10 protein-coding genes, 1 other RNA gene and 7 pseudogenes are annotated in these 22131 nt (G+C 57.0%); 17 read left to right on the top strand and 1 reads right to left on the bottom strand.

Translation table 11 applies throughout. From position 1 onward, the window contains the following. Positions 1-15 precede the first annotated feature (15 nt). The gene (gene pyrC, locus TKWG_RS15160; protein ID WP_014751677.1) at positions 16-1077 is read left to right on the top strand and encodes a dihydroorotase; all 1062 of its coding nucleotides are present in this window, start codon (positions 16-18) and stop codon (positions 1075-1077) included. Positions 1078-1389: 312 nt separating this feature from the next. After that, complete coding sequence (locus TKWG_RS15155; protein ID WP_014751676.1) at positions 1390-2070, top strand: O-methyltransferase; 681 nt, start codon at positions 1390-1392, stop codon at positions 2068-2070. On the opposite strand, the pseudogene TKWG_RS15150 reads toward TKWG_RS15155, so the two are convergent. Continuing rightward, positions 2071-3892 (bottom strand): annotated as a pseudogene (locus tag TKWG_RS15150) (ATP-binding cassette domain-containing protein). It abuts the gene before it with no gap. A 136-nt stretch (positions 3893-4028) separates the two neighbouring features. Here TKWG_RS15150 and rnpB point away from each other — a divergent pair. From rnpB to ftsZ, 15 genes and pseudogenes are all read left to right on the top strand, one after another. Then, positions 4029-4411, top strand: an RNA gene (rnpB, locus tag TKWG_RS22095) — RNase P RNA component class A. 251 nt (positions 4412-4662) lie between these two features. After that, the gene (mraZ, locus tag TKWG_RS15145; RefSeq protein WP_041710370.1) at positions 4663-5091 is read left to right on the top strand and encodes a division/cell wall cluster transcriptional repressor MraZ; all 429 of its coding nucleotides are present in this window, start codon (positions 4663-4665) and stop codon (positions 5089-5091) included. Next, the gene (gene rsmH, locus TKWG_RS15140) at positions 5091-6170 is read left to right on the top strand and encodes a 16S rRNA (cytosine(1402)-N(4))-methyltransferase RsmH (protein ID WP_014751674.1); all 1080 of its coding nucleotides are present in this window, start codon (positions 5091-5093) and stop codon (positions 6168-6170) included. The genes mraZ and rsmH overlap by 1 nt, the downstream gene beginning before the upstream one ends. 40 nt (positions 6171-6210) lie before the next feature. Next, the gene (ftsL, locus tag TKWG_RS15135) at positions 6211-6495 is read left to right on the top strand and encodes a cell division protein FtsL (RefSeq protein WP_014751673.1); all 285 of its coding nucleotides are present in this window, start codon (positions 6211-6213) and stop codon (positions 6493-6495) included. Next, a pseudogene (locus TKWG_RS15130) lies at positions 6492-8310 on the top strand (peptidoglycan D,D-transpeptidase FtsI family protein). Before ftsL ends, TKWG_RS15130 begins: the two are co-directional and overlap by 4 nt. After that, positions 8307-11105: a bifunctional UDP-N-acetylmuramoyl-L-alanyl-D-glutamate--2,6-diaminopimelate ligase MurE/UDP-N-acetylmuramoyl-tripeptide--D-alanyl-D-alanine ligase MurF gene (gene murF / locus TKWG_RS15125; protein ID WP_014751672.1), complete on the top strand. Its 2799-nt coding sequence runs from the start codon at positions 8307-8309 to the stop codon at positions 11103-11105. The pseudogene TKWG_RS15130 and the gene murF overlap by 4 nt, the downstream one beginning before the upstream one ends. Continuing rightward, positions 11095-12263: pseudogene (gene mraY, locus TKWG_RS15120) on the top strand (phospho-N-acetylmuramoyl-pentapeptide-transferase). Before murF ends, mraY begins: the two are co-directional and overlap by 11 nt. Next, positions 12260-13788: pseudogene (murD, locus tag TKWG_RS15115) on the top strand (UDP-N-acetylmuramoyl-L-alanine--D-glutamate ligase). Before mraY ends, murD begins: the two co-directional pseudogenes overlap by 4 nt. Further along, on the top strand, positions 13785-15005 hold the full coding sequence (ftsW, locus tag TKWG_RS15110) for a putative lipid II flippase FtsW (protein ID WP_014751668.1): 1221 nt from the start codon (positions 13785-13787) through the stop codon (positions 15003-15005). The pseudogene murD and the gene ftsW overlap by 4 nt, the downstream one beginning before the upstream one ends. Next, positions 15002-16089, top strand: a pseudogene (gene murG / locus TKWG_RS15105) (undecaprenyldiphospho-muramoylpentapeptide beta-N-acetylglucosaminyltransferase). The gene ftsW and the pseudogene murG overlap by 4 nt, the downstream one beginning before the upstream one ends. After that, a complete protein-coding gene (gene murC, locus TKWG_RS15100) occupies positions 16086-17501 on the top strand; it encodes a UDP-N-acetylmuramate--L-alanine ligase (protein WP_014751667.1) in 1416 nt (471 codons plus the stop codon). Before murG ends, murC begins: the two are co-directional and overlap by 4 nt. After that, positions 17491-18452: pseudogene (locus TKWG_RS15095) on the top strand (D-alanine--D-alanine ligase). Before murC ends, TKWG_RS15095 begins: the two are co-directional and overlap by 11 nt. After that, complete coding sequence (locus TKWG_RS15090; protein ID WP_014751666.1) at positions 18453-19262, top strand: cell division protein FtsQ/DivIB; 810 nt, start codon at positions 18453-18455, stop codon at positions 19260-19262. Next, positions 19259-20487: pseudogene (gene ftsA, locus TKWG_RS15085) on the top strand (cell division protein FtsA). Before TKWG_RS15090 ends, ftsA begins: the two are co-directional and overlap by 4 nt. Positions 20488-20812: 325 nt before the next feature. Next, complete coding sequence (gene ftsZ, locus TKWG_RS15080; RefSeq protein WP_014751665.1) at positions 20813-22033, top strand: cell division protein FtsZ; 1221 nt, start codon at positions 20813-20815, stop codon at positions 22031-22033. Positions 22034-22131: the final 98 nt, after the last annotated feature.

Here is a 22131-nt window from a genome sequence, read left to right as displayed (position 1 = left end):
AGGACATCCATCATTATGCTGATTACAGATACTGCCATCACCCTTATTCAGCCAGACGACTGGCATTTGCATCTGCGGGACCAGGAGGCGTTGCAAGCCGTGGTCGCCCATTCTGCCCGTCAATTCCGGCGCGCCATTATCATGCCTAATTTGCGCCCGCCAGTAACAACGGTGGAACAGGCCGGGGCCTATCGCGACCGTATCGTTTCGGCGCTGCAAGTGGCGGGGCGCGATCCTGCTACCTTTACTCCCCTGATGACGTTGTATCTGACTGAAGGCACGACGGCGCAGGACATTGCGCAGGCCGCTGCCTCTGACTTCGTGCATGCGGTCAAGCTATATCCGGCCGGCGCCACCACCAATTCAGATGCTGGCGTAACCAATCTGCTGGATCAGTGCGACAAGGCGCTGGCAGCCATGGAAAAGCACGGCGTGCCCTTGCTGGTGCACGGAGAGGTCACCGATCAGACAGTCGATCTGTTCGATCGCGAGGCGGTGTTTATCGACCGCGTCATGATCCCGCTGCGTCAACGTTACCCATCACTTAAAGTGGTGTTCGAGCACATTACGACCAAAGAAGGCGTCGATTATGTGTCGCAGGCAGAGGGGCCGGTGGCCGCTACGATTACGGCGCATCATTTGCTGTACAACCGCAATGCGATTTTTACCGGTGGGATTCGGCCACACTATTATTGCTTACCGGTTTTAAAGCGTGAAACACATCGCCTGGCGCTGGTGGCTGCGGCCACGGGCGATAGCGATCGCTTTTTCCTGGGAACCGATAGTGCGCCGCATGCCCGGGGGCTCAAGGAGCACGCCTGCGGTTGCGCTGGCTGTTATACGGCACTGCATGCGCTGGAGTTGTACGCCACGGCATTTGAACAGGCGGGGCGCCTGGATCGGCTGGAGGCTTTTGCCAGCCTGAACGGGCCTGCCTTTTACGGGTTGCCCGTCAACTCGGGCACGGTAACGCTGGAGCGCAAGCCCTTTGAAATTCCGTTTACACTTGAATATGGTGCCACCGAATTGGTGCCGCTGGCCGCCGGTGAAACGCTGAACTGGTCGTTTTCTGATTGATCCGGCTTGCTGACGGCATGGGTCATCAGCACTGGCACTAGCGCGAGCGGCGTTCGCAATCACGGGCCGCTCCGGGATATGTACCCGTCTGAACTGCATCTTGCCTGAGCCTATCCTGGCCCTGGCCAGTGCGACGCTGCCATCACTGCTCTGGGGGCATTGATCCCGACTGCCACGGCAAGAGGCAGCAGCAGTGTTTGATCCATCCAGTCATGGGACCCCAGTGCGCGGCGCTCAGTCGCTGTGGCCTGCGCCGGTCTGACCGACACGGCAATCGCTGCCGGCTACCTTTGTTATTAGAGTCTTAACGCTATGAAAATTCAGATTACCCCCGAACGTTACGTTGCGGTCGATGATTATTTCAACAGTCTGCTGTTGGCGGACGATACCATTCCTGCCAAAGTGCTCGCGCATTGCGAGGCGCACGCCATGCCGGCGATTCAGGTGGCCCCCAATCAGGGTAAGCTGCTCAATTTGCTGGTGCGCCTCAAGGGCGCAAAGCGTATTCTGGAACTGGGCACGCTGGGAGCGTACAGCACCGTCTGGATGGCGCTGGGCATGGGGCCCGACGGCCGGTTGCTGACGCTGGATTTTGATGAAAACTATGTGAGGGTTGCGCGGGAAAGCCTGCGCATTGCTGCTGTGGATGATCGGGTTGAGATCCGCCTGGGGCGTGCAGCCGATCTGATGCAGGCGCTCATTGACGAAGGCGCAGCACCATTCGATTTCATTTTTATGGATGCGGACAAGGAAAACAACCCTCGCTATCTGGAATTGGCGCTGAAGCTGTCGGCGCCGGGCACGGTGATTGTGGCAGATAACGTGGTGCGCCAGGGGCAGATTCTGGACGCCCATTCCGAAGGCAGTAATATCAAAGGCTTGCGCCGTTTCTTTGATGATATGGCCGGCAACGAGCGCCTGTCGGCCACGGCCTTTCAGACCGTGGGCAGCAAAGGTTGGGATGGCCTGTTAATTGCCATCGTCAACGGCTGATCAGCCGCCTTTCTTGCTTTCCAGCAATTCCCAGCGCTCCAGCTTGGTCAGCAGGGTTTCTTCAATTTCCAGCAGGCGCTCGTGAATGCCGGCGGCTTTTTCCGGGCCATCGGCATACAGGTCGGGCTCTGACAGATGTTGGGTCAGCTCGCTTTGTTCCGTTTCCAATGCAACGATTTCCTTGGGAATGCGGTCCAGTTCCTGCTGTTCCCAGTTGCTCAGACGGCCGGATTTGCCATCCTTGCGTGCACTCGCCTGCGTCTGACCCGATGCGTTCTTTGCCGACATCGATGTACTCGCGTTATCCTCTGGTTCCTGTATGGATGCAGGCCGCTGGGCAAGCCAGTCGTCGTAACCACCTACATAATCGCGCCATTGGCCGTTGCCTTCACAGGCAATGGTTTGGGTAATTACGTTGTTCAGGAATGTGCGGTCGTGGCTGACCAGCAATACGGTGCCGGAAAACTCCTGCAGCAGTTCCTCCAGCAATTCCAGCGTTTCAATGTCCAGGTCGTTGGTGGGTTCATCCATGACGAGGATATTGGCCGGGCGGGCGAAAAGGCGTGCCAGCAGCAGCCGGGCGCGTTCACCGCCCGACAGGCTGGATACGGGCGAGCGGGCACGGGCCGGTGAGAAAAGAAAGTCGCCCAGATAGCTCATGACGTGCTTGCGCTGGTTGCCAATTTCCACCCATTCGCTGCCTGGATTGATGACGTCGGTGAGCGCGGCGCTGTCGTCCAGCTGTTCGCGCATCTGGTCGAAATAGGCCACCGACAAATTGGTGCCCAGTCTGACGTTGCCGCTGTCTGGCGCAAGTTTGCCTAGAATGATCTTGAGCAGTGTGGTTTTGCCAGCGCCGTTGGGGCCGATAATCCCGATCCGGTCGCCGCGCATGATGGTCGTAGAGTAATCGCGTAAGACGGTTTTGTTGCCGAAAGCCTTGTTAACGTTTTCCAATTCGGCAACCAGCTTGCCCGAACGCTCGCCTGTGGCCAGGGCAAAGTTCACATTGCCCACGCGCTCCCGTCTTTCAGTGCGCTCGCGCCGCAACTGCTCCAGCCGCTTTACCCGGCCTTCGTTGCGGGTCCGTCGGGCCTGTACGCCCTTGCGTATCCAGACTTCTTCCTGTGCCAGGACTTTGTCGAATCGTTCGTTCTGTACTTTTTCAGCGGCCAGCCATTCGGCCTTGTGGGTTTGCCACTGGCTGAATGTGCCGGGGTAGCTGTGCAGCTTTCCGCGGTCCAGTTCTACAATGCGTGTAGTGACGGCATCCAGAAAGCGCCGATCGTGGGTGATGACGACGCAGGCCCCGCGGTTTTGCAGGATGCGTTTTTCAAGTCCAGGCGATACCCAGGAAGTCCAGGTGATTGGTCGGCTCGTCCAGCAGCAGGAGATCGGGCTCTTCGACAAAGGCGCGCGCCAGGGCAATACGCTTGCGCGTGCCTCCAGAAAGGCCGGCGATTTTAGCGTCGGGGTTCAGGCCAAGGTCTTCGATCATGGCGTTTGCCCGTGTAGGACGCTGCCAGTCTTCTGTGCTCAGAAAATCACCAACAATGGCATCGTATACCGTACTTTCTTCGGGAAGCTCGGGTTCCTGTTCGACAGTCATCGAGCGCAGTGACCCCAGTCGAGAGACCTCCCCGTCGTCCGGGTCGGAGCGGCCATCCAGGATGCGCAGCAACGACGATTTGCCGGCGCCGTTGCGGCCGATCAAGCCGATGCGGTCGCCCTCGATTATGGTGAGCGAGGCGTGATCGAGCAGGGCATGGTGGCCAAAGGCCAGTTGTGCGTTCAGAAGCGTGATGAGCGTATTTGCTGCCATAAGAAAACTGCGAACCTGAAAAAGAGAGCCTGAGAGAGCCAAAATTGAACAATACCAACATTGTCGCATTATTCCTGAGCCCGCTTGCGGATATCGCTGGCTAGCGAGGCATTATCACGGTTACAATAGTGGCCGCAGGAAAGGTTGGGCAATCGCGGTACATCAGTATCGAGGAATGTCCGGACTCCGCAGGGCAGGATAGCGGCTAACAGCCGTCCGGTGGTTTGCGCCACCGAGGAATAGGGCCACAGAGACGAGACTGGCGCGCGGGCTTAACCGCACTGATACGGCGACTTCCGTAAGGCGTCACCCCAATAGGGTGACAGCGCGTCAGGGTGAAACGCGGTAACCTCTATCCGGAGCAACATCAAATAGGCATGCGTGTGATTCGTCACGAAGGGCGGCTCGTCCAAGCATGCGGGTAGATGGCTTGAGTGCCTTAGTAATAAGGTTGCCAGAGGAATGATTGCCAACCGGGAAACCGGTTTACAGAATCCGGCTTACAGACCTTTCCTGTCTTCTTTTTCTCACATGTCGCTAATGTTAATAAATGCTAATAATTATTCCGAAATTAGCGACTGTTTCTGACATTTTCCTGTAATTAATTTTAACCCCCTGATTTTTATAAACAAAAATTTCGCGTTTTCGGCGAAGTTGGCTAAGTCTTTGTTGTGATTGGAAAAAGTCACTAAATAGAACTTGACCATTTGCGCGCATTCACTTAAAGTGGGAAAAAGTAGGATTTTGTGCAAAATTGTGGGATAAAAGTGATATTTCAGGGAAACAGTGCGCTCACGCTGGATGCCAAGGGGAGGATGACTATTCCAACCCGGTATCGTGACGCCCTGACCGAGGCCGCAGACGGCGCCCTGACTGTCACCCGCAACTTTGACGGCGGTTTGCTTATATACCCACGTCCGGTATGGGAAGAAAAACGCGAGGCCATTATGGCGTTTCCCATGTCTGCGCGTCACGTGCAACGCATGCTGCTGGGTAATGCCCAGGACGTCGAAATTGATGGTTCGGGCCGTATTTTGATTGCGCCGGAATTGCGCATGGCAACCAGCATTGTGAAAGATGTGGTGCTGGTGGGCATGGGCAAGCACTTTGATTTATGGGATGCCACGATCTTTGCGCAGCAACAGGCACAGGATCTGGCCAAGGGTCTGCCAGACAGTCTTGAGCATTTTTCACTGTGATGGCAGAAGCAGGGTACGAGCACAAGCCGGTTTTGTATGAAGAAACCGTCAACGCGCTGATACTGGCCGATTTTTACGCCAAATCTGCCGCAGTCAGGCAGTGGGCGCCACCGGCAAAGCGCGATGGTGTGTTCGTAGATGGAACTTTTGGTCGGGGTGGGCACAGTCGCCTGCTGCTGTCCGCCCTGAGCAAAAGTGCCCGGTTGTTTGTGTTTGACAAGGATCCGCGTGCGATAGAAGCCGCAATGCAGTTAAGTCGCGAGGATGCCAGGGTCACGGTGATTCATGATGGCTTTTCCACCATGGTGCCGGCGCTGGCCGAGCAGGGAGTGACGCAGATTGATGGCGTCATGATGGATTTAGGCGTTTCATCGCCACAGATTGATGAGGCAGCCAGAGGGTTTTCGTTCATGCGGGACGGCCCACTGGATATGCGGATGGATACAAGTCGCGGTCAGACGGCCGCACAGTGGCTGGCTCAGGCCAGTGTGGACAACATGAAGGAGGTCATTAAATATTATGGCGAAGAACGGTTTGCTTTCCAGATTGCAAAGGCGATTGATGCTCGCCGCCAATCCAGCCCTTTGTGCACAACGCTCGAACTTGCCGAGCTCGTCGCAAACGTCGTCCGTACGCGGGAAAAAGGCCAACATCCGGCCACACGCACCTTTCAAGCTATACGGATTCACATCAATGAAGAACTCAAGGAATTGGCGGACACCCTCGCGTCAATTCTGAAGGTACTTGCTCCACAAGGAAGAATGGCGGTGATCAGTTTTCATTCTCTTGAAGACCGCATGGTCAAGCAGTGTTTTGCTGCAGCCTCGTCGCTGCCGCCCGAGCTTGCCCGTATGCCGTTGCGTGAGAGTGAAATGCCCGAACCGGTTCTGAAGAATTTGGGCAGGGTATTGGCCGAGGAGGGTGAGGTTCGCGAAAATCCGCGCTCGCGCTCTGCCGTACTGCGCGTTGCCGAACGCACCGATGCGGCCTGGAACCAGGCGCACGAAAATGCGATCCGCGCGGCGCTGCCCGGCATGGATACACAGAAAAGGAGAGGATCGTGGCCCGCCTCGCACTGATATTTCTGATCGGTTTTTTCATGTACAGTGCATTTCCCTGGTGTCCAGCCGCTATCAGCAACGTTTACTTTATATCGATATTGGTCGGGCTCAGGCCGCCGAGCGTGAGCTGGAGGTTGACTGGCGTCACCTGCTGCTAGAGCGTGCGCAACTGACCACCAGCGCCAATATAGATCGGGTGATGTCCGAGAAGCTCAATATGCAGACCCCGCAGATTAATCAAACCGTTTTCATCAAAGAATCAGAAATGAATGCAGGCACTGCCCGAGCGGCAACTGCCACGGAAAAATCTGCTGCCGCACCGGCGCCAAGGGGAGCGCAATGAAACTGAATCTGGATTTGCTCAAGTCAAAAAAAACATCACGCGGCGGTTACCAGCCAGGTAAGCGTCCGTCCCAGCATCACTACTACAGCAGCAGCCCGGTGCTGCATGTGCAGATACCCAAGTGGCGTGCGCGTTTGCTGTTTGTCGTGATCAGCCTGGGATTTACTACCGTCATTGCCAAATCGCTTTATCTGCAGACGATGAACAACGATTTTCTGCAGGCCGAAGGCGGCAAGCGTTATGAACGTACGCTGGTGCTGCCGGCCAATCGCGGGCGTGTGCTGGACCGCAATGGCGAGTTTCTGGCAACCAGTATTCCGGCAAAAGCAGTCTGGGCTTCGCCTGAAGAGACTCGAAGTGCTACGCCTGAACAGCTGGTGCGCCTGGCGAAGTTGCTGGACATGTCGCTTAAAGATTTGACGACACGCCTGGGCAGTTCGGACAAGACGTTTGTTTACCTGCGCCGTCAGGTGGCGATGGAGCCGGCGACTGAAATTCAGAAAATGAAAATTCCCGGAATCGGACTGCTGTCTGAAACCCGTCGCTCCTACCCGCAAGGTTCATTGATGGCACACATCGTGGGCTTTACCAATATCGAAGATCGCGGTATTGAGGGGGTGGAGTTGGAGTTTAACAAGCAGCTATCGGGTCAGCCCGGACTGCGCAAAGTGCTGCGTGATCGCCTGGGTCGTATCATTGGCGATATGCAGGAAGTGGAGCCCGCCCGCGACGGACAGAATCTGGAGTTGACCGTTGACAGCCGTGTGCAGTTTCTGGTTTCCAAGGCCCTGCAAAAAGCCATTACCGATCATGAGGCGTCTTCTGGCGCGGCAGTGGTTGTGGACGCGCAGAATGGTGAAATCCTTTCAATGGTCAGCCTGCCCACATACAATCCGAACAATCCACAGGAACGGCGGGGTGCTGCCTTGCGCAATCGGGCCATTACCGATACGTTCGAACCCGGCTCTATCGTGAAGCCGTTGGTGGCTGCGCTGGCGCTTGATGCCGGGGTGGTAACCACAAAAACCAAATTCAATACCGGACACGGCACCTATCGTTACCAGGCGCAACCATTACAGACGTGAGTACGCGCAACGGCGTGCTGGACGTGGCCGGCATCATCCGTCGCTCAAGCAATATCGGCATGACCATGATCTCCGAGCGTTTGCGTTCAGATCAAATGTGGACGGTATTTAATGCGCTGGGCTTTGGGCAGGCGCCCAATATGGGCTTTCCCGGTGCCGCTTCCGGACGTGTACGTCCGTGGGAGCGCTGGCGCCCATTGAACGGGCGACCATGGCATATGGTTACGGCCTGTCCGTCTCGTTGCTGCAAATGGCGCACGCCTACACGGCGCTGGCCCGCAACGGCGATATGATTTCACTGTCGCTGGTAAAAAATCGGGCCAATCCGACGAGCATCCAGATTTATAAACCGGAAACTGCGCGCGCCGTGCGTCAGATGCTGGAAGATGCGGCCGGCTCTGAAGGGACAAAGATTCAGGGCAAGGTCATGGGGTACCGGATCGGCGGCAAGAGCGGCACCGCTCGTAAAATTATTGATGGTCGTTATAGTCGCAAAGACTATAGAGGCTCATTCGTGGCCATGGCGCCTATTTCCAAGCCACGGATTATCGTGGCCGTCACGCTTGATCAGCCGCGCAAGGGCGGATACTACGGCAGCGTGATTGCCGGGCCGGTGGCGGCTTCCATTATTGAAGATACGCTGAAATATCTGGCCGTCCCACCCGATGCGCCGATCGAACCAGCTCCTCTTGAGGCGCGAAATACCGTACCCAAGAGGAGTCAGGGATGAATAGCCGAGAGATAGCACAATGGCTTGCCGGCCATGTCACGGATAAAGCGGATTTGCGGCTAGACTCCAGAGACATCCAGAAAGGGGATGTCTTTGTTGCTTGTACAGGTAGCGTCGTTAACGGCCTTGCGTATATTCCCGATGCCATCAAAAAAGGCGCTGCGGCAGTGATCGCCGATGTTGCGAACACGGAGCAGGGCCAGACATTGCTGGATGCCGGACATGCCGTGCCGGTACTGCCGGTGGTCGGCCTGCGCGCCTATCTGGGTGATATTGCTGATAGCTGGTATGGCCATCCTTCGGCAGCCGTCTCGGTCATTGCCGTCACAGGCACCAACGGGAAAACCTCTTGCGTTACCTGGATTGCCGAAGCGCTGAACGCTGTCGGTAAATCCTGCGCGACCATTGGCACACTGGGAACGGTGATGCCAGACGGGACTAATCTGGGCGGCTCTCTGACCACGCCCGACGTGCTCACGCTGCACCGGCAAATTGCCCAAATGCGCGATGCCGGCATTGAATATGTCGCCATGGAAGCCTCTTCCATCGGTATCGAGCAGGGCCGCATGGACGGGCTGCAGGTCAAAGTAGCTGCATTTACCAATCTGACGCTGGATCATCTGGATTATCATCAGAGCATGGCACGCTATGAGGCGGCCAAGGCCGCTTTGTTTGTGTGGCCGGGGCTCAGTCATGCCATTGTGAATATGGACGATGAGGCCGGCGAACGCATTTTTGCGAAAACCACGGCGCAGTCCAGGGCGGGCTATTCGCTGAAGGCCGCGCCGCAGGCGACGTTCACGGCAGTCGAACATGAGTTTCGCGATTATGGCCTGGTGTTTACGCTGCGCTCGCCCGGCGGCGATGCGCAAGTGACCACAAGGCTGCTGGGTGAGCATTCCATTGCCAATATACTGCTTGTTGTTGCCGTGCTGGATGTCCTGGGCATTCATTTGCGCCAAAGCGCCGGGCTGGTATCGTTGCTCACGCCAGTACCGGGACGGTTGCAGACCGTCACGCCGGCAGGCGCCGACGCGGGTCACAAGCGCCCATTGATTGTGGTCGATTACTCTCATACCCCCGATTCGCTGGAGCGCGCACTGCAGGCCTTGCAGCCGGTTGCGACAGCCCGTGGCGGTAAGTTGATCTGCATTTTCGGCTGCGGGGGCGATCGGGATAAGTCCAAGCGGCCGATCATGGGGCAGATCGCCGCGCGTCTGGCCGATCAAGTGCTGGTGACCAGCGATAATCCGCGCACTGAAGTGCCTGGCGATATTCTGAACGATATTCTAAGGGGAATGCCGCAAGGCGCTCGCGCCGAGCCCGATCGCGGTTGCGCGATCATCGAAATGATCCTGAAGGCGGCTGCAGCAGACGTGGTGCTGGTGGCGGGAAAGGGGCACGAGACCTACCAGGAAATCAACCACGAACGCCAGCCTTTCGATGATCTGGAATGGTCGCGGCTGGGCTTGCTGCTGCGCGATCGGCCCGAGATTTCAACCGATTCCCGGCATGTTCCGGAAAACGGCTTGTTTATTGCCATTCGCGGCGAGCTGCATGATGGTCACGATTTTATCGGTGCTGCCCGGCAGGCCGGCGCTGCCGCTGCACTGGTCAGTCGTCGCGATCCGGCGGTGGATCTGCCGCAAATTCTGGTTGCCGATACTACGCTTGCCTTGATGAGCATGGGCCATGCCTGGCGTCGCCAGTATAGGCTGCCGCTGATAGCCGTCACCGGCAGCAATGGCAAAACCACGACCAAAGAAATGATTTCCTGCGTGCTGGCCGCTGGCGTCGGCGTTGAACACCGCTTCGCGACTGAAGGCAATTTGAATAACCAATGGGGTGTGCCGCGCAGCCTGCTTAAATTGACCTCCGAGCATCAAATGGCGGTGCTGGAACTGGGCATGAACCATCCCGGTGAAATCGAGCAACTGGCTGCATTGTGTGAGCCCAGTATCGCCGTGGTAACCAATGCCCAGCGCGAGCATCAGGAATTCATGCACACAGTCCAGGCCGTGGCCATTGAAAATGGACAGGTATTTTTATCACTGCCAGCCGACGGGACCGCAATTTTTCCCGCTGATGAGCCTTACACCGAGCTGTGGCGGGAGCTGGCCGGCGAACGCCGGGTGCTGACTTTCGGGCAGACGGCGGATGCCGATTTCTACGCCGAGTCGGTGGTTCCCGGTGCACTTGGCGTTTCGTTTGTCATGAAAACCCCGGTCGGGCAGATTGATGTGCGCCTGGCCATCGCCGGCACCCATAATGTCCGCAATAGTCTGGCCGCTGCCGCTTGCGCCCATGCCGCGGGTATTAGTCTGACAGACATCCGTGACGGTCTGCAGGCGTTTGCCCCGGTCAAGGGACGAATGCGCAGCCTTACCCTGTCCGGCGGCCTCACGCTGGTCGATGACTCGTATAATGCGAATCCGGACTCTGTAATTGCAGCAATCGACGTTCTGGCTGCGCTGCCTGCGCCGACCGTGCTGGTTCTGGGCGATATGGCCGAAGTGGGCGAGAACGGGCCGCAAATGCATGAGGAAGTGGGACAATACGCCCGTAAAAAAGGCATTTCATATGTGTTTACATATGGAAATGCCAGCGCGCTGACCGCGCGGGCGGGTGGCCCGACGGCAGAACATATGACAGATATACATGAAATCGCAGAAAGGGTCGTTGCAAGACAGCCCGCAAGCATATTGGTAAAGGGCTCTAGATCGATGCGGATGGAACGGGTAGTGCAGGACTTGTTGTCCTGGTCAGAAAAGAACGAGGACGGTCATGCTATATGAACTGACCCGCTGGCTCTCGCCAACGTTTTCCGTCCTGAGTGTTTTTGAATACATTACGTTGCGGGCCATGTTTGCATGCGCGACGGCACTGTTTATCGGCCTGATGGCCGGACCGCACGTCATTCGCAAGCTGACCGAACTTAAAATTGGCCAGGCTGTGCGCAGTTACGGGCCGGAGACGCATCTGGTCAAAAACGGTACGCCGACTATGGGCGGTGCGCTGATTCTGATTGCCATCGGTGTGACCACATTATTATGGGCAGACCTGAGCAACCGTTTCGTCTGGGTTGTACTGCTGGTAACCTTCGGCTTTGGTGCCATCGGCTGGGTTGACGATTACCGCAAGGTAGTCCATCGCAATCCGGAAGGCATGTCCTCGCGCGAAAAATTCATGTGGCAGGCCATTATTGGCCTGATCGCCTCTGTATACCTGACGTTTGCCGTCTCGGCGCCTGCCAATGCCGACATTTTTCGCCTGATGTGGGCCTGGATCAGTAGCGGCTTTACCATGCCGCTGCCTTCCCGTGCTGACCTGATCGTACCTTTTTTCAAAAGCGTGAGCTATCCGCTGGGTGTATTCGGTTTTGTAATATTGACCTGGATGGTTATTGTCGGGGCCAGTAACGCCGTGAATCTGACTGACGGACTCGATGGCCTGGCCATTATGCAACCGTCATGGTTGGTAGCGCGCTGGGCATTTTTGCCTACGTGGTTGGCCGCGTGGATTATTCGAAATACCTGCTGTTTCCGTATATTCCAGGCGCCTCCGAGGTGCTGGTGCTGTGCGCAGCACTGGGCGGCGCCGGCCTGGCCTTTCTATGGTTCAACGCCTACCCGGCCCAGGTGTTCATGGGCGACGTGGGCGCGCTGGCGCTGGGCGGCATGCTGGGCACAATCGCCGTGATCGTGCGCCAGGAAATCGTGCTTTTTATCATGGGTGGCGTATTTGTGGCTGAAACGCTGTCGGTCATGATCCAGGTGTTCTGGTTCAAATACACAAAGAAAAAGACCGGTACCGGCAGGCGAATTTTGCGCATGGCGCCGCTGCATCATCATTTTGAAGTGGGTGGCTGGAAAGAAACCCAGGTTGTGGTGCGGTTCTGGATTATTACGATGATGCTGGTTCTGCTCGGACTGGCAACACTTAAACTGCGATGAGTACCGATACAGGCGGCGTGGCCGTTTTTCCCTCTCGTGTCCTGATTCTTGGCCTGGGTGAAACCGGGCTGGCTTCGGCGTTGTGGTGCCTGCGTCAGAATGCGGCACTGCATATCGTTGATACACGGGACAACCCGCCAGGTCTGGCCACACTGCAGGAGCAGGGCCAGGGCGATATCACGCATTTCCTGGGCGCCCAGCGTTCAGTGATGCCGCGCTCGACGGCGTGGAGCAGATCATCCTGAGTCCTGGGCTTGCGCCGTCGGAGCCGGCTTTGGCAGCCTTTTTGCAAAAGGCGCAGCAACGGCAAGTCCCGGTCATTGGCGAAATTGAACTGTTTGCTCTGGCTCTGGCCGATCTTGCAGCTACACAAGGCTATAAACCACAGGTACTGGCCATTACGGGAACCAATGGCAAAACCACCGTTACCTCGCTGACGCAGGCCATGCTGGAGACCGCGGGCAAAACAGCCATCGCCGCAGGCAATATCAGTCCGTCGGCGCTAACTGCGCTTATGCAGGCGCTGGACGCGCAATCGCTGCCGCAGGTCTGGGTGCTGGAGTTGTCCAGTTTCCAGATGCAGACGACGCAGTCACTGGTGCCGGACGCCGCGACCGTGCTGAATCTGACCCAGGACCACCTGGACTGGCATCGCGATATGCAGGAATATGCCGCTGCCAAGGCACGACTGCTGGCAGCCAGCCGGTTGCCATCGTTAATCGCAACGACGCCGCCGTCGTGGCCATGATCGACGATATTAACGATGTCCAGGTGCGCAGCTTCGGCGTTGATACCCCCGTATTGGTGGGCGATACCGGCATGGAAGGGCGCATGGCGTGACCTGGATTACTGCCAGTGAAAAGGATGATTTCGAATTGCCTGAAGCGCCCGGCGCCAGGCGCAAGAAAAATGCCGAAAAGCCCCGGCGCAAATCGGGCCTGATCAAACGCCTGATGCCGGCTGATGCCATGAAAATTCGCGGACAGCACAATATGCTCAATGCCCAGGCTGCGATGCTTCTGTGCCGCGAGCTGGGGGTAGGCTGGGGGCCCATGCTCAATACGTTGCGGGATTTTGCTGCTGGTCTGTACCGGACGCAATTTGAACGCAGCATTCGTGGCGTTGATTTTTTCAACGACAGCAAGGGCACCAATGTGGGTGCAACGGTGGCCGCCCTCGAAGGCATGGGACGCGATATTGTGCTGATTGCCGGCGGTGTGGGCAAAGGCCAGGATTTTTCTCCGCTGGCCGCGCCCGTGCGGCGCTGCGCCCGTGCGGTCATTCTGATCGGCGAGGCGACCGTAATTATTGAACAGGCGCTGGCGCAAACCGGCGTTGCTGCCATCGTGCCGAATCCATGGAAGCGGCGGTCCGGCAGGCCCTGGAGCTGGCGCAACCGGGGGACGCGGTATTGATGTCTCCCGCATGTTCCAGCTTCGACATGTTTAAAAGCTATGCGCATCGCGGCCAGGTTTTTTCTGCTGCCGTACATGAGCTGGCGCTCGATAACGGAGAAGTGGCATGAGTTTGCTGGGCGACCTGAGAGCAAGCGTCAATGCGGTCAAGCCTGGCCGCACCAGAATGCGCAATTACGACCTGCTGCTGGTTGCCGCGGTTGTCGCTCTCCTGATGTTCGGCCTGCTGATGGTGTTTTCTGCCTCGATTGCCCTGGTGGACGGACCCAAATATTCCAATTCCACCCGCTATTATTTTTTTGTACGCCACGCTGTTTTCATTGCCATCGGCCTGGTGGGTTTCGCCATCACGGTTTCGCTGCCCATGCATATCTGGGAGAAGTTTACGCTCCCGCTGTTTTTCGTGTCGCTCTTTATGCTGGTGCTGGTGCTTATCCCGCATATCGGTAATGAGGTCAACGGCGCGTATCGCTGGATTCCCCTGGGACCATTGAATTTTCAGCCTTCCGAGCTGACCAAACTGGCCATGCTGCTTTTTGCCGCCGACTATACGGTGCGCAAGCAAAAGTACATGCATGATTTCTGGCGCGGCTTTGCGCCAATGATGGTGGCCCTGGGCGTGGTCGGTATTTTGCTGTTGCTCGAACCCGATCTGGGCGCCTTTATGGTCAGCGTCTCAATCGCTGTGGGTATTCTCTTTCTGGGCGGCATCAGCGCGGTGCTGTTTCTGCTGCTGGTTGTCGTACTGCTGGGCTGCTTCGCCTTGTTGATCCTGATGGCGCCCTGGCGTGTGAAGCGTATTTTTGCCTATCTGGACCCATTTGATCCGGAAACCGTGCAGTCTACCGGTTACCAGCTGGCGCATTCGCTGATTGCCATCGGGCGTGGCGAATGGTTCGGTGTGGGGCTTGGATCCAGCGTTGAAAAGCTGCACTACCTGCCCGAAGCGCATACCGATTTCATTATGGCTGTGGTGGGCGAAGAGCTGGGATTTGTCGGTATTATTTCCGTAGTGGTGCTGTTTCTGATTATTGTGCATCGTGGCTTTGAAATCGGCCGGCAGGCCATTGCCATGGATCGCGAGTTCAGCGGTCTGGTGGCGCAGGGCGTATCCATCTGGATGGGTGTGCAGGCACTGGTCAACCTTGGCGTGTGCCTGGGGCTGCTGCCGACAAAGGGCCTGACATTGCCGCTGGTCAGTTATGGCGGCTCATCCATCGTGATGAACCTGGTGGCTATTGCCATTCTGATGCGTGTTGACTATGAAAGTCGCCTGATGATGCGGGGCGAACGCCCCGATCGAAGGCCCTTGCGAGAATATCGATGACTGGCGCTCGTTCCGATTCACGTACGTTGCTGGTGATGGCTGGGGGGACCGGCGGGCATATTATGCCCGGTCTGGCCGTGGCCGCCCAAATGCGTGCGCGGGGCTGGAACGTTATATGGCTGGGTAATCCGGACAAAATGGAAGGTCGCCTGGTGCCGGCTGCGGCAATTGAATTGCTGCCTTTGCGCTTTGCCGGTCTGCGTGGCAAGGGGCCGGTGGCGCTGCTCAAGTTGCCGTTCATGCTGGGCAAAGCGTGCCTGCAGGCGCGACGCGCGCTCAAGCAGTGCCGGCCTGCGGTCGTACTGGGCATGGGCGGCTATGTGGCCGTGCCTGGCGGTTTGATGGCGAAACTGGTCGGTATTCCACTGGTAATTCATGAACAGAATGCCGTCGCCGGTACAGCCAACCGCTGGCTTGCTAAAATGGCGGCTTTTGTATTGACGGGTTTTCCAGACGTGCTGCCGGGCGGGCAGATGGTGGGCAATCCTGTGCGCAATGAATTGGCCAATACGCCGGAACCGGTGTGCGCTATGGGGCGCGCGACGGTGTCTTGCGTATCCTGGTGGTGGGCGGCAGTCTGGGGGCGCAGGCCCTGAACACTGTGGTGCCTGCCGCCTTGGCGCTGATTGCACCAGAGCAGCGTCCGCAAATCATGCATCAGGCCGGAGAACAGCACATTGCCAGCCTGCAGGATACCTATAAACAGGCGGATGTCAGCGCAGAATGCCTGCCTTTCATTGACGATATGGTCACGGCCATGATGTCGGCCGATCTGATTATCTGCCGTGCCGGCGCCATGACGGTGGCCGAAGTGGCGGCGGTCGGGGTAGCCGCGCTGTTTGTGCCATTGCCGCATGCCATTGATGATCACCAGACGGCAAATGCGGCATGGCTGACCAGCCGCAATGCGGCCTGGGCGCAGCCCCAGCGCGAATTTACCGCTGCCTGGCTGGCCGAATGGATACAAAGTCGTACTCGTGATCAATTGATGCAGACTGCAGTGGCTGCCAGAGCCTGCGCCAGGACGCAGGCCACACAGACCATTGCAGATATTTGCGAGCGCGCGAGCGCAGGGAAAACATGAAACATCGGATTAGACACATTCACTTTGTCGGTATCGGCGGCTCCGGTATGAGCGGTATTGCCGAAGTTCTGGTGAATCTCGGATACAAAGTCAGCGGCTCGGATCTGCAGGAGTCGGCGGTGACCCGTCGCCTGGCAGAGTTGGGGGCGCAGATTTTCATCGGCCATCATGCCGAAAATGTCGGCGAGGCTGACGCTATTGTTACATCCACGGCCGTGGCCAATAGCAACCCAGAGGTGCTTACGGCCCGGGCCAAGCGCATTCCCGTGGTGCCGCGCGCCATCATGCTGGCAGAGTTAATGCGCCTTAAACGCGGCATTGCCATTGCCGGCACGCACGGCAAAACCACGACCACCAGCCTGGTGGCCAGTGTGCTGGCCGCTGCCGGCCTGGATCCAACCTTCGTGATCGGCGGGCGCCTGAATTCGGCCGGCGCCAATGCGCGGCTGGGCCAGGGCGAATATATTGTGGTCGAGGCTGACGAATCGGATGCCTCGTTCCTGAATCTGTTGCCTGTCATGTCCATCATTACCAATATTGATGCGGACCATATGGATACGTATGGGCACGATATGACACGCCTGAAAAGCGCCTTTGTGGAGTTTACCCAGCGCATGCCGTTTTACGGCAGCGCCATTGTATGTGTAGACGACAGCAACGTTCGCAACATTATTCCGTTTATCTCGCGCCCGCTGGTGACCTATGGGTTTGGTGAAGAGGCGATGTATCGGGCGGTTAACGTGCAGGCCCGGCAAACGCGCATGGCGTTTACCGTTGAGCGGCGGATTACCCCGGCCAAGCGCCTGCCCGACCTGGATATCGTGCTCAATCTGCCCGGCCGTCACAATGTGCTGAACTCGCTAGCCGCCATTGCCGTGGCTACAGAGCTGGAGCTGGCCGACGACGATATCGTGAGCGCGCTGGCTGGCTTTAACGGCGTCGGACGCCGCTTTTCCTACACCGGAGACTTTGCGGTGCCGCAGGATCATGGCGGCGGTACCTACACGCTGATTGATGATTACGCACATCATCCCATTGAAATGGCCGCCACTGTTGAGGCGGCGCGCGGCGCCTGGCCCGAACGCCGGCTCGTCCTGGCTTTCCAGCCTCATCGATATACACGCACCCGCGATTGTTTCGAAGACTTTGTCAATGTGCTCAGTCGCGCCGATGCGGTGTTGCTAAGCGAAGTGTATGCCGCCGGCGAGCAACCCATTGTGGCTGCCGATGGCCGGGCGCTGTCGCGTGCATTGCGCGTGGCCGGCAAAGTTGAACCGGTTTTTGTCGAAGATGTGGCCGAACTGCCGCAGACCATCATCAACTTTGTTCGCGACGGTGATGTGGTCATCGTCATGGGTGCCGGCTCCATCAACAAGGTGCCGGGGCAGTTGGGAGAGCGCAATGAGCAATGAATTTGGCAAGGTAGGTGTATTGTATGGCGGCCAGTCCGCAGAGCGGCCAGTGTCGCTGGTTTCCGGCAAGGGCGTATACGACGCCTGATCAGCAAAGGCATTGACGCCCATCTGTTTGATACTGCCGAGCATTCGCTGGCGGAACTGGCTGCGGCCGGTTTTGATCGCGTTTTTATAGCCCTGCACGGCCGGTATGGCGAAGATGGTTCCCTGCAGGGGGCGCTGGAACTGCTGCGCATTCCGTATACCGGAAGCGGCGTGATGGCTTCCGGGCTGGCCATGGACAAAATCATGACCAAGCGTATCTGGATTGAACAGGGCATTCCTACAGCGCCTTATTGCAAGGTGCGAACCCGTCAGGATATGGATGGCGCCAGCCAGATGCTGGGCTATCCCTTTATTCTTAAGGCACCGCACGAGGGTTCGACGCTGGGGCTGAGTAAAGTGACCGGTCCGCAGGATCTGTCTGCTGCCTTTGAAGACGTGTGCCAGTTTGACAGCGAACTGCTGGCCGAAAAATTTGTCGTCGGGCGCGAACTGACTGTTGCCATTCTGGGCAAGGGCGATACGGCACGGGCGTTTCCGATTATCGAAATCGTGGCGCCCGATGGCAAATACGATTTCGAGCACAAGTACGTCTCGGACGAGACACAATACCATTGTCCGGCGGACCTGCCTCAGGATCTGGCCGCCAGCATCCGGCAGACCTGCGAGCAGGCATTTGTCGCCGTAGGTTGTGAAGGCTGGGGGCGAGTCGATGTGATGCTGGATAATGACAATCGCTTTTTCCTGCTGGAAGTCAATACCTCTCCGGGCATGACGCCGCATTCGCTGGTGCCTATGGGCGCCAAGGCTGAAGGCGTCAGTTATGCCGATTTGTGCGTGCAGATCCTGGCGCAGGCCAGTTGCAAGATTCAGCGCACCAAACCTGTGACGGAGCCAGGACTGTAAATGATTACGCCAAGCGCCCGCATTACCAACTTTGTCGCCAACCTCGTTATGTTGCTGGCGGTAGTGGTATTGCTTGGCGCGGGCGGCTACTGGCTGATTCACCGGCCCATGTTCAACCTGACCCGCATCGTGATCGAGCCGATGAAGGGTAACAAGCTTGAATATGTTTCGCCGGCAAGTATCCAGCAGACCATTGCGGGCAAGTTGAAGGGCAATTTCTTTACCATTAATCTGCCCGAATCGAAAAAACTGTTCGAGCAGTCGCCTTGGGTGCGTCATGCCGATATCACCCGCGTCTGGCCCGACGGCCTGCTGCTCAAGATTGAAGAGCAGGAACCGTTTGCCTACTGGAATGAGCGGCAGATGATTAATACCTGGGGTGAAGTATTTACTGCCAACCAGGCGGAACTGCCCGAGGATGCGGATTTACCACAGTTTAACGGACCGGTCGGATCTGAAATGCTGATAGTACAGCGTTATGCCGAACTGGTGCGCTGGCTGGCGCCGCTAAATTTGGGCGTAGATGAGATTACGCTTAGTGATCGCTATGCATGGCGTGTAGAATTGAACGATAATACCAAACTGGTATTGGGCAGGGATCCCGGGGCCGATGCATTAAACCCACACGGCGGGCAGGGTGCGGTATCATTCGCATCTACGATTGAACGTTTTGTTCAGGCGTGGCCCGTTTTAAAAGAAAAGGTAGCTGGCCGGCAGATCGCCCAGGTGGACTTGCGTTATACCAAAGGTTTTGCCATCACCTTCGAGCCGGCAGCGACAACACAATCGGATAGTAAAGAGAAAAAATGACTCGTGACCTAAAGGACCTCATCGTTGCTTTAGACATAGGCACCAGCAAAGTGGTGGCAGTGGTGGCTGAAGCTTTGCCTGAAGAAGGGCGCTTTGAAGTAATCGGACTTGGACAGCATGAATCCAAGGGTATGCGCAAAGGGGTTGTGGTCAATATTGAATCCACGGTCAATTCCATTCAGCGTGCCCTTGAAGAGGCCGAGCTGATGGCCGATTGCAAAATCCGTGAAGTATATACAGGCATTGCCGGCAATCACATTACCAGCTTCAATTCCAGCGGCATGGTCGCGGTCAAGGACAAGGAAGTATCGGAAGCCGACGTGGCGCGCGTGATTGAGACTGCCAAGCAGTTAACATCCCCACCGATCACCAGGTGCTGCATGTACTGACCCAGCAATTTATCGTCGATTCACAGGAAGACATCCGCCAGCCGGTAGGCATGAGCGGCATCCGGCTTGAAGTGCGCGTGCATATTGTGACTGGCGCGGTCAGCGCTGCGCAGAATATTGTCAAATGTGTACGCCGCTGTGGCCTGGAAGTGCAGGACCTGATTCTGCAGCCGCTGGCCTCGTCCATGGTCTGCCTGACCAATGATGAAAAGGAACTGGGTGTTGTGCTGGTCGATATTGGCGCGGGCACGACCGACATCGCTATTTTTACCGGTGGCGCCATTCGTCATACGACTGTATTGCCGGTATCGGGCGATCAGGTGACCAGCGATATCGCAGCCATGCTGCGCACGCCGACACCCGATGCCGAAGAAATCAAATTGCGTTATGGGATTGCCAAGCAGGTGCTGGCCAACCCCGATGAGCTTATCGAAGTGCCCGGTCTGGGCGATCGCGATGTACGTCGCGTCAAGCGGCAGACCCTGGGTGCTGTTATCGAACCGCGTATTGAAGAGCTGTTCATGATGGTGCAGCAGGTTGTGCGAGACTCCGGCTACGAAGATCTGATTGCCTCTGGCGTCGTATTGACGGGTGGCACAGCGCTTATGCCCGGCATTGTCGAGCTGGCCGAAGACGTCTTTCTCAAACCGGTGCGCGTTGCCGTGCCCGACTATCGCGGCAGTCTTGCCGACATGGTCCGCAACCCGCGGTTTTCAACGGTGATGGGATTGTTGACCGAAGCACGCGTGCAGCGTTTGCGTGGTGGTAAGATTAAGCAACAAAATGGAACGCTAAAAGATATTATTTCCCGCATGAAAGAGTGGTTTATGAATTAGAATACGCAAGAGGCTAAGACGTTTGTTTCAGCCGTTGCAAAAAGGGGCGTGTTTCATGTCCCTTATGGTGTTTTATTAAGGTGTTTTGTTAACGCGATGTGCAGCACTTTGCACAACACCGCGACAGCAGTGCAGTAAAGCAGCAAAAGGTTGTCGATGTACCGCCGGGCAGGGCGGATCAACTGCCAGACAATGGCCGGGCAGGTGGCCATGGAGACGGTTCAAGTACGATGCGAGACAGGCGCTGGCATTGTTTTTGAGACGGTTTCCGAAAAACGCAGTGGCACTTTTCGTTAATACGTTTCGGAATACAGGAGTTGGGAATATGGACTTTCAATTATTGGACGATAGCAGTAACAGCGGTACCGTAATCAAGGTGATTGGCGTAGGTGGTGCAGGTGGCAATGCCATTTCACACATGATGCGGGCCGGCCTCAAGGGCGTGGATTTTATCTGCGCAAACACAGACATGCAGGCGCTGATCGCGACCGAAGCACCGGTGCAGATTCGTCTGGGCCGCAGTGGTTTGGGTGCAGGCGCCAAACCTGAACAGGGTCGTGCAGCTGCAGAAACAGCACGCGAAGAAATTCGCGCCGCGCTCAATGGCGCAAACATGGTGTTTATTACCGCCGGTATGGGTGGTGGTACAGGAACGGGAGCAGGTCCTGTTGTGGCTGAAGTGGCCAAGGAACTGGGTATCCTCACCGTTGGTGTCGTTACAAAACCATTTTCGTTCGAAGGAACCAAACGTCTGCGCGCTGCCGAAGAAGGCATTGCAGATTTGTCCAAACACGTCCATTCCCTGATCGTGGTTCTGAACGAAAAACTGTATGAACTGATGGGCGACGACGCTTCCCAGGACGACTGCTTCAAGGAAGCCGACAACGTGCTGTACAACGCCTGCGCAGGTATTGCAGAAATCATCAATGTTCAGGGTAATATCAACGTCGACTTCGAAGACGTGAAAACTATCATGGGTGAACATGGCCAGGCCATGATGGGCACTGCCGTTGCTTCGGGTCCGGATCGTGCGCGCATCGCAGCAGAAAACGCGATCGCCTGCCCGCTGCTCGAAGGCGTGGACCTCAATGGTGCGCGTGGCCTGCTGGTCAATATTACCGCCAGCCGTTCACTCAAAATGAGCGAAACCCGTCTGATCAACGAAATCATCAGCAGCTACGCAGCCAAAGACGCTACGATTATCGTTGGTAGCGCTTACGATGACGATATGGCCGATGAGTTGCGTGTCACTGTTGTCGCAACGGGTCTGGGTCGCAAACAGCCGGAACTGGTTGTCAATAACGGCTCCGATATGGAGTTTGAAGCATTAACTGGAACCCATGGCGGCAACACCGATCTGTACGGTGGCAGCTTCCTGAATCAGCCTAGCGGTGGCCGCGCACCTGTGCCGCCTACCGTGATTCGTTCTGGTCGTGGCGGTGCGGCGCCTAACAAGGCCCAATTTGAACAGCAGGTTCGTGCAATGGAATCTTCGGGCGTCGAGCGTTTCGACATTCCGGCGTTCCTGCGTAAACAAGCCGACTGATCGCCGTTTTTTTCCCAACACGGTGTCCGGGCTGCTGCCCGGTCCGGACCCGTTTGCTCCTATGAAATGGCGCCAGTCAGCCAAAACGACCCTTCGGG

It is taken from the genome of Advenella kashmirensis WT001, from assembly GCF_000219915.2.
Lineage (GTDB): Bacteria > Pseudomonadota > Gammaproteobacteria > Burkholderiales > Burkholderiaceae_B > Advenella > Advenella kashmirensis.
The sequence above is the reverse complement of the archived record's forward strand: the minus strand, read 5'-3'. Positions and strand labels throughout refer to the sequence as shown.

What these genes read in the sequence shown, in the direction of transcription:
- pyrC (WP_014751677.1), top strand. Translation starts at nt 16, where the DNA reads ATGCTGATTACAGATACTGCCATCACCCTTATTCAGCCAGACGACTGG.
- ftsZ (WP_014751665.1), top strand. Translation starts at nt 20,813, where the DNA reads ATGGACTTTCAATTATTGGACGATAGCAGTAACAGCGGTACCGTAATC.
- TKWG_RS15090 (WP_014751666.1), top strand. Translation starts at nt 18,453, where the DNA reads ATGATTACGCCAAGCGCCCGCATTACCAACTTTGTCGCCAACCTCGTT.
- TKWG_RS15155 (WP_014751676.1), top strand. Translation starts at nt 1,390, where the DNA reads ATGAAAATTCAGATTACCCCCGAACGTTACGTTGCGGTCGATGATTAT.
- murF (WP_014751672.1), top strand. Translation starts at nt 8,307, where the DNA reads ATGAATAGCCGAGAGATAGCACAATGGCTTGCCGGCCATGTCACGGAT.
- murC (WP_014751667.1), top strand. Translation starts at nt 16,086, where the DNA reads ATGAAACATCGGATTAGACACATTCACTTTGTCGGTATCGGCGGCTCC.
- rsmH (WP_014751674.1), top strand. Translation starts at nt 5,091, where the DNA reads ATGGCAGAAGCAGGGTACGAGCACAAGCCGGTTTTGTATGAAGAAACC.
- ftsW (WP_014751668.1), top strand. Translation starts at nt 13,785, where the DNA reads ATGAGTTTGCTGGGCGACCTGAGAGCAAGCGTCAATGCGGTCAAGCCT.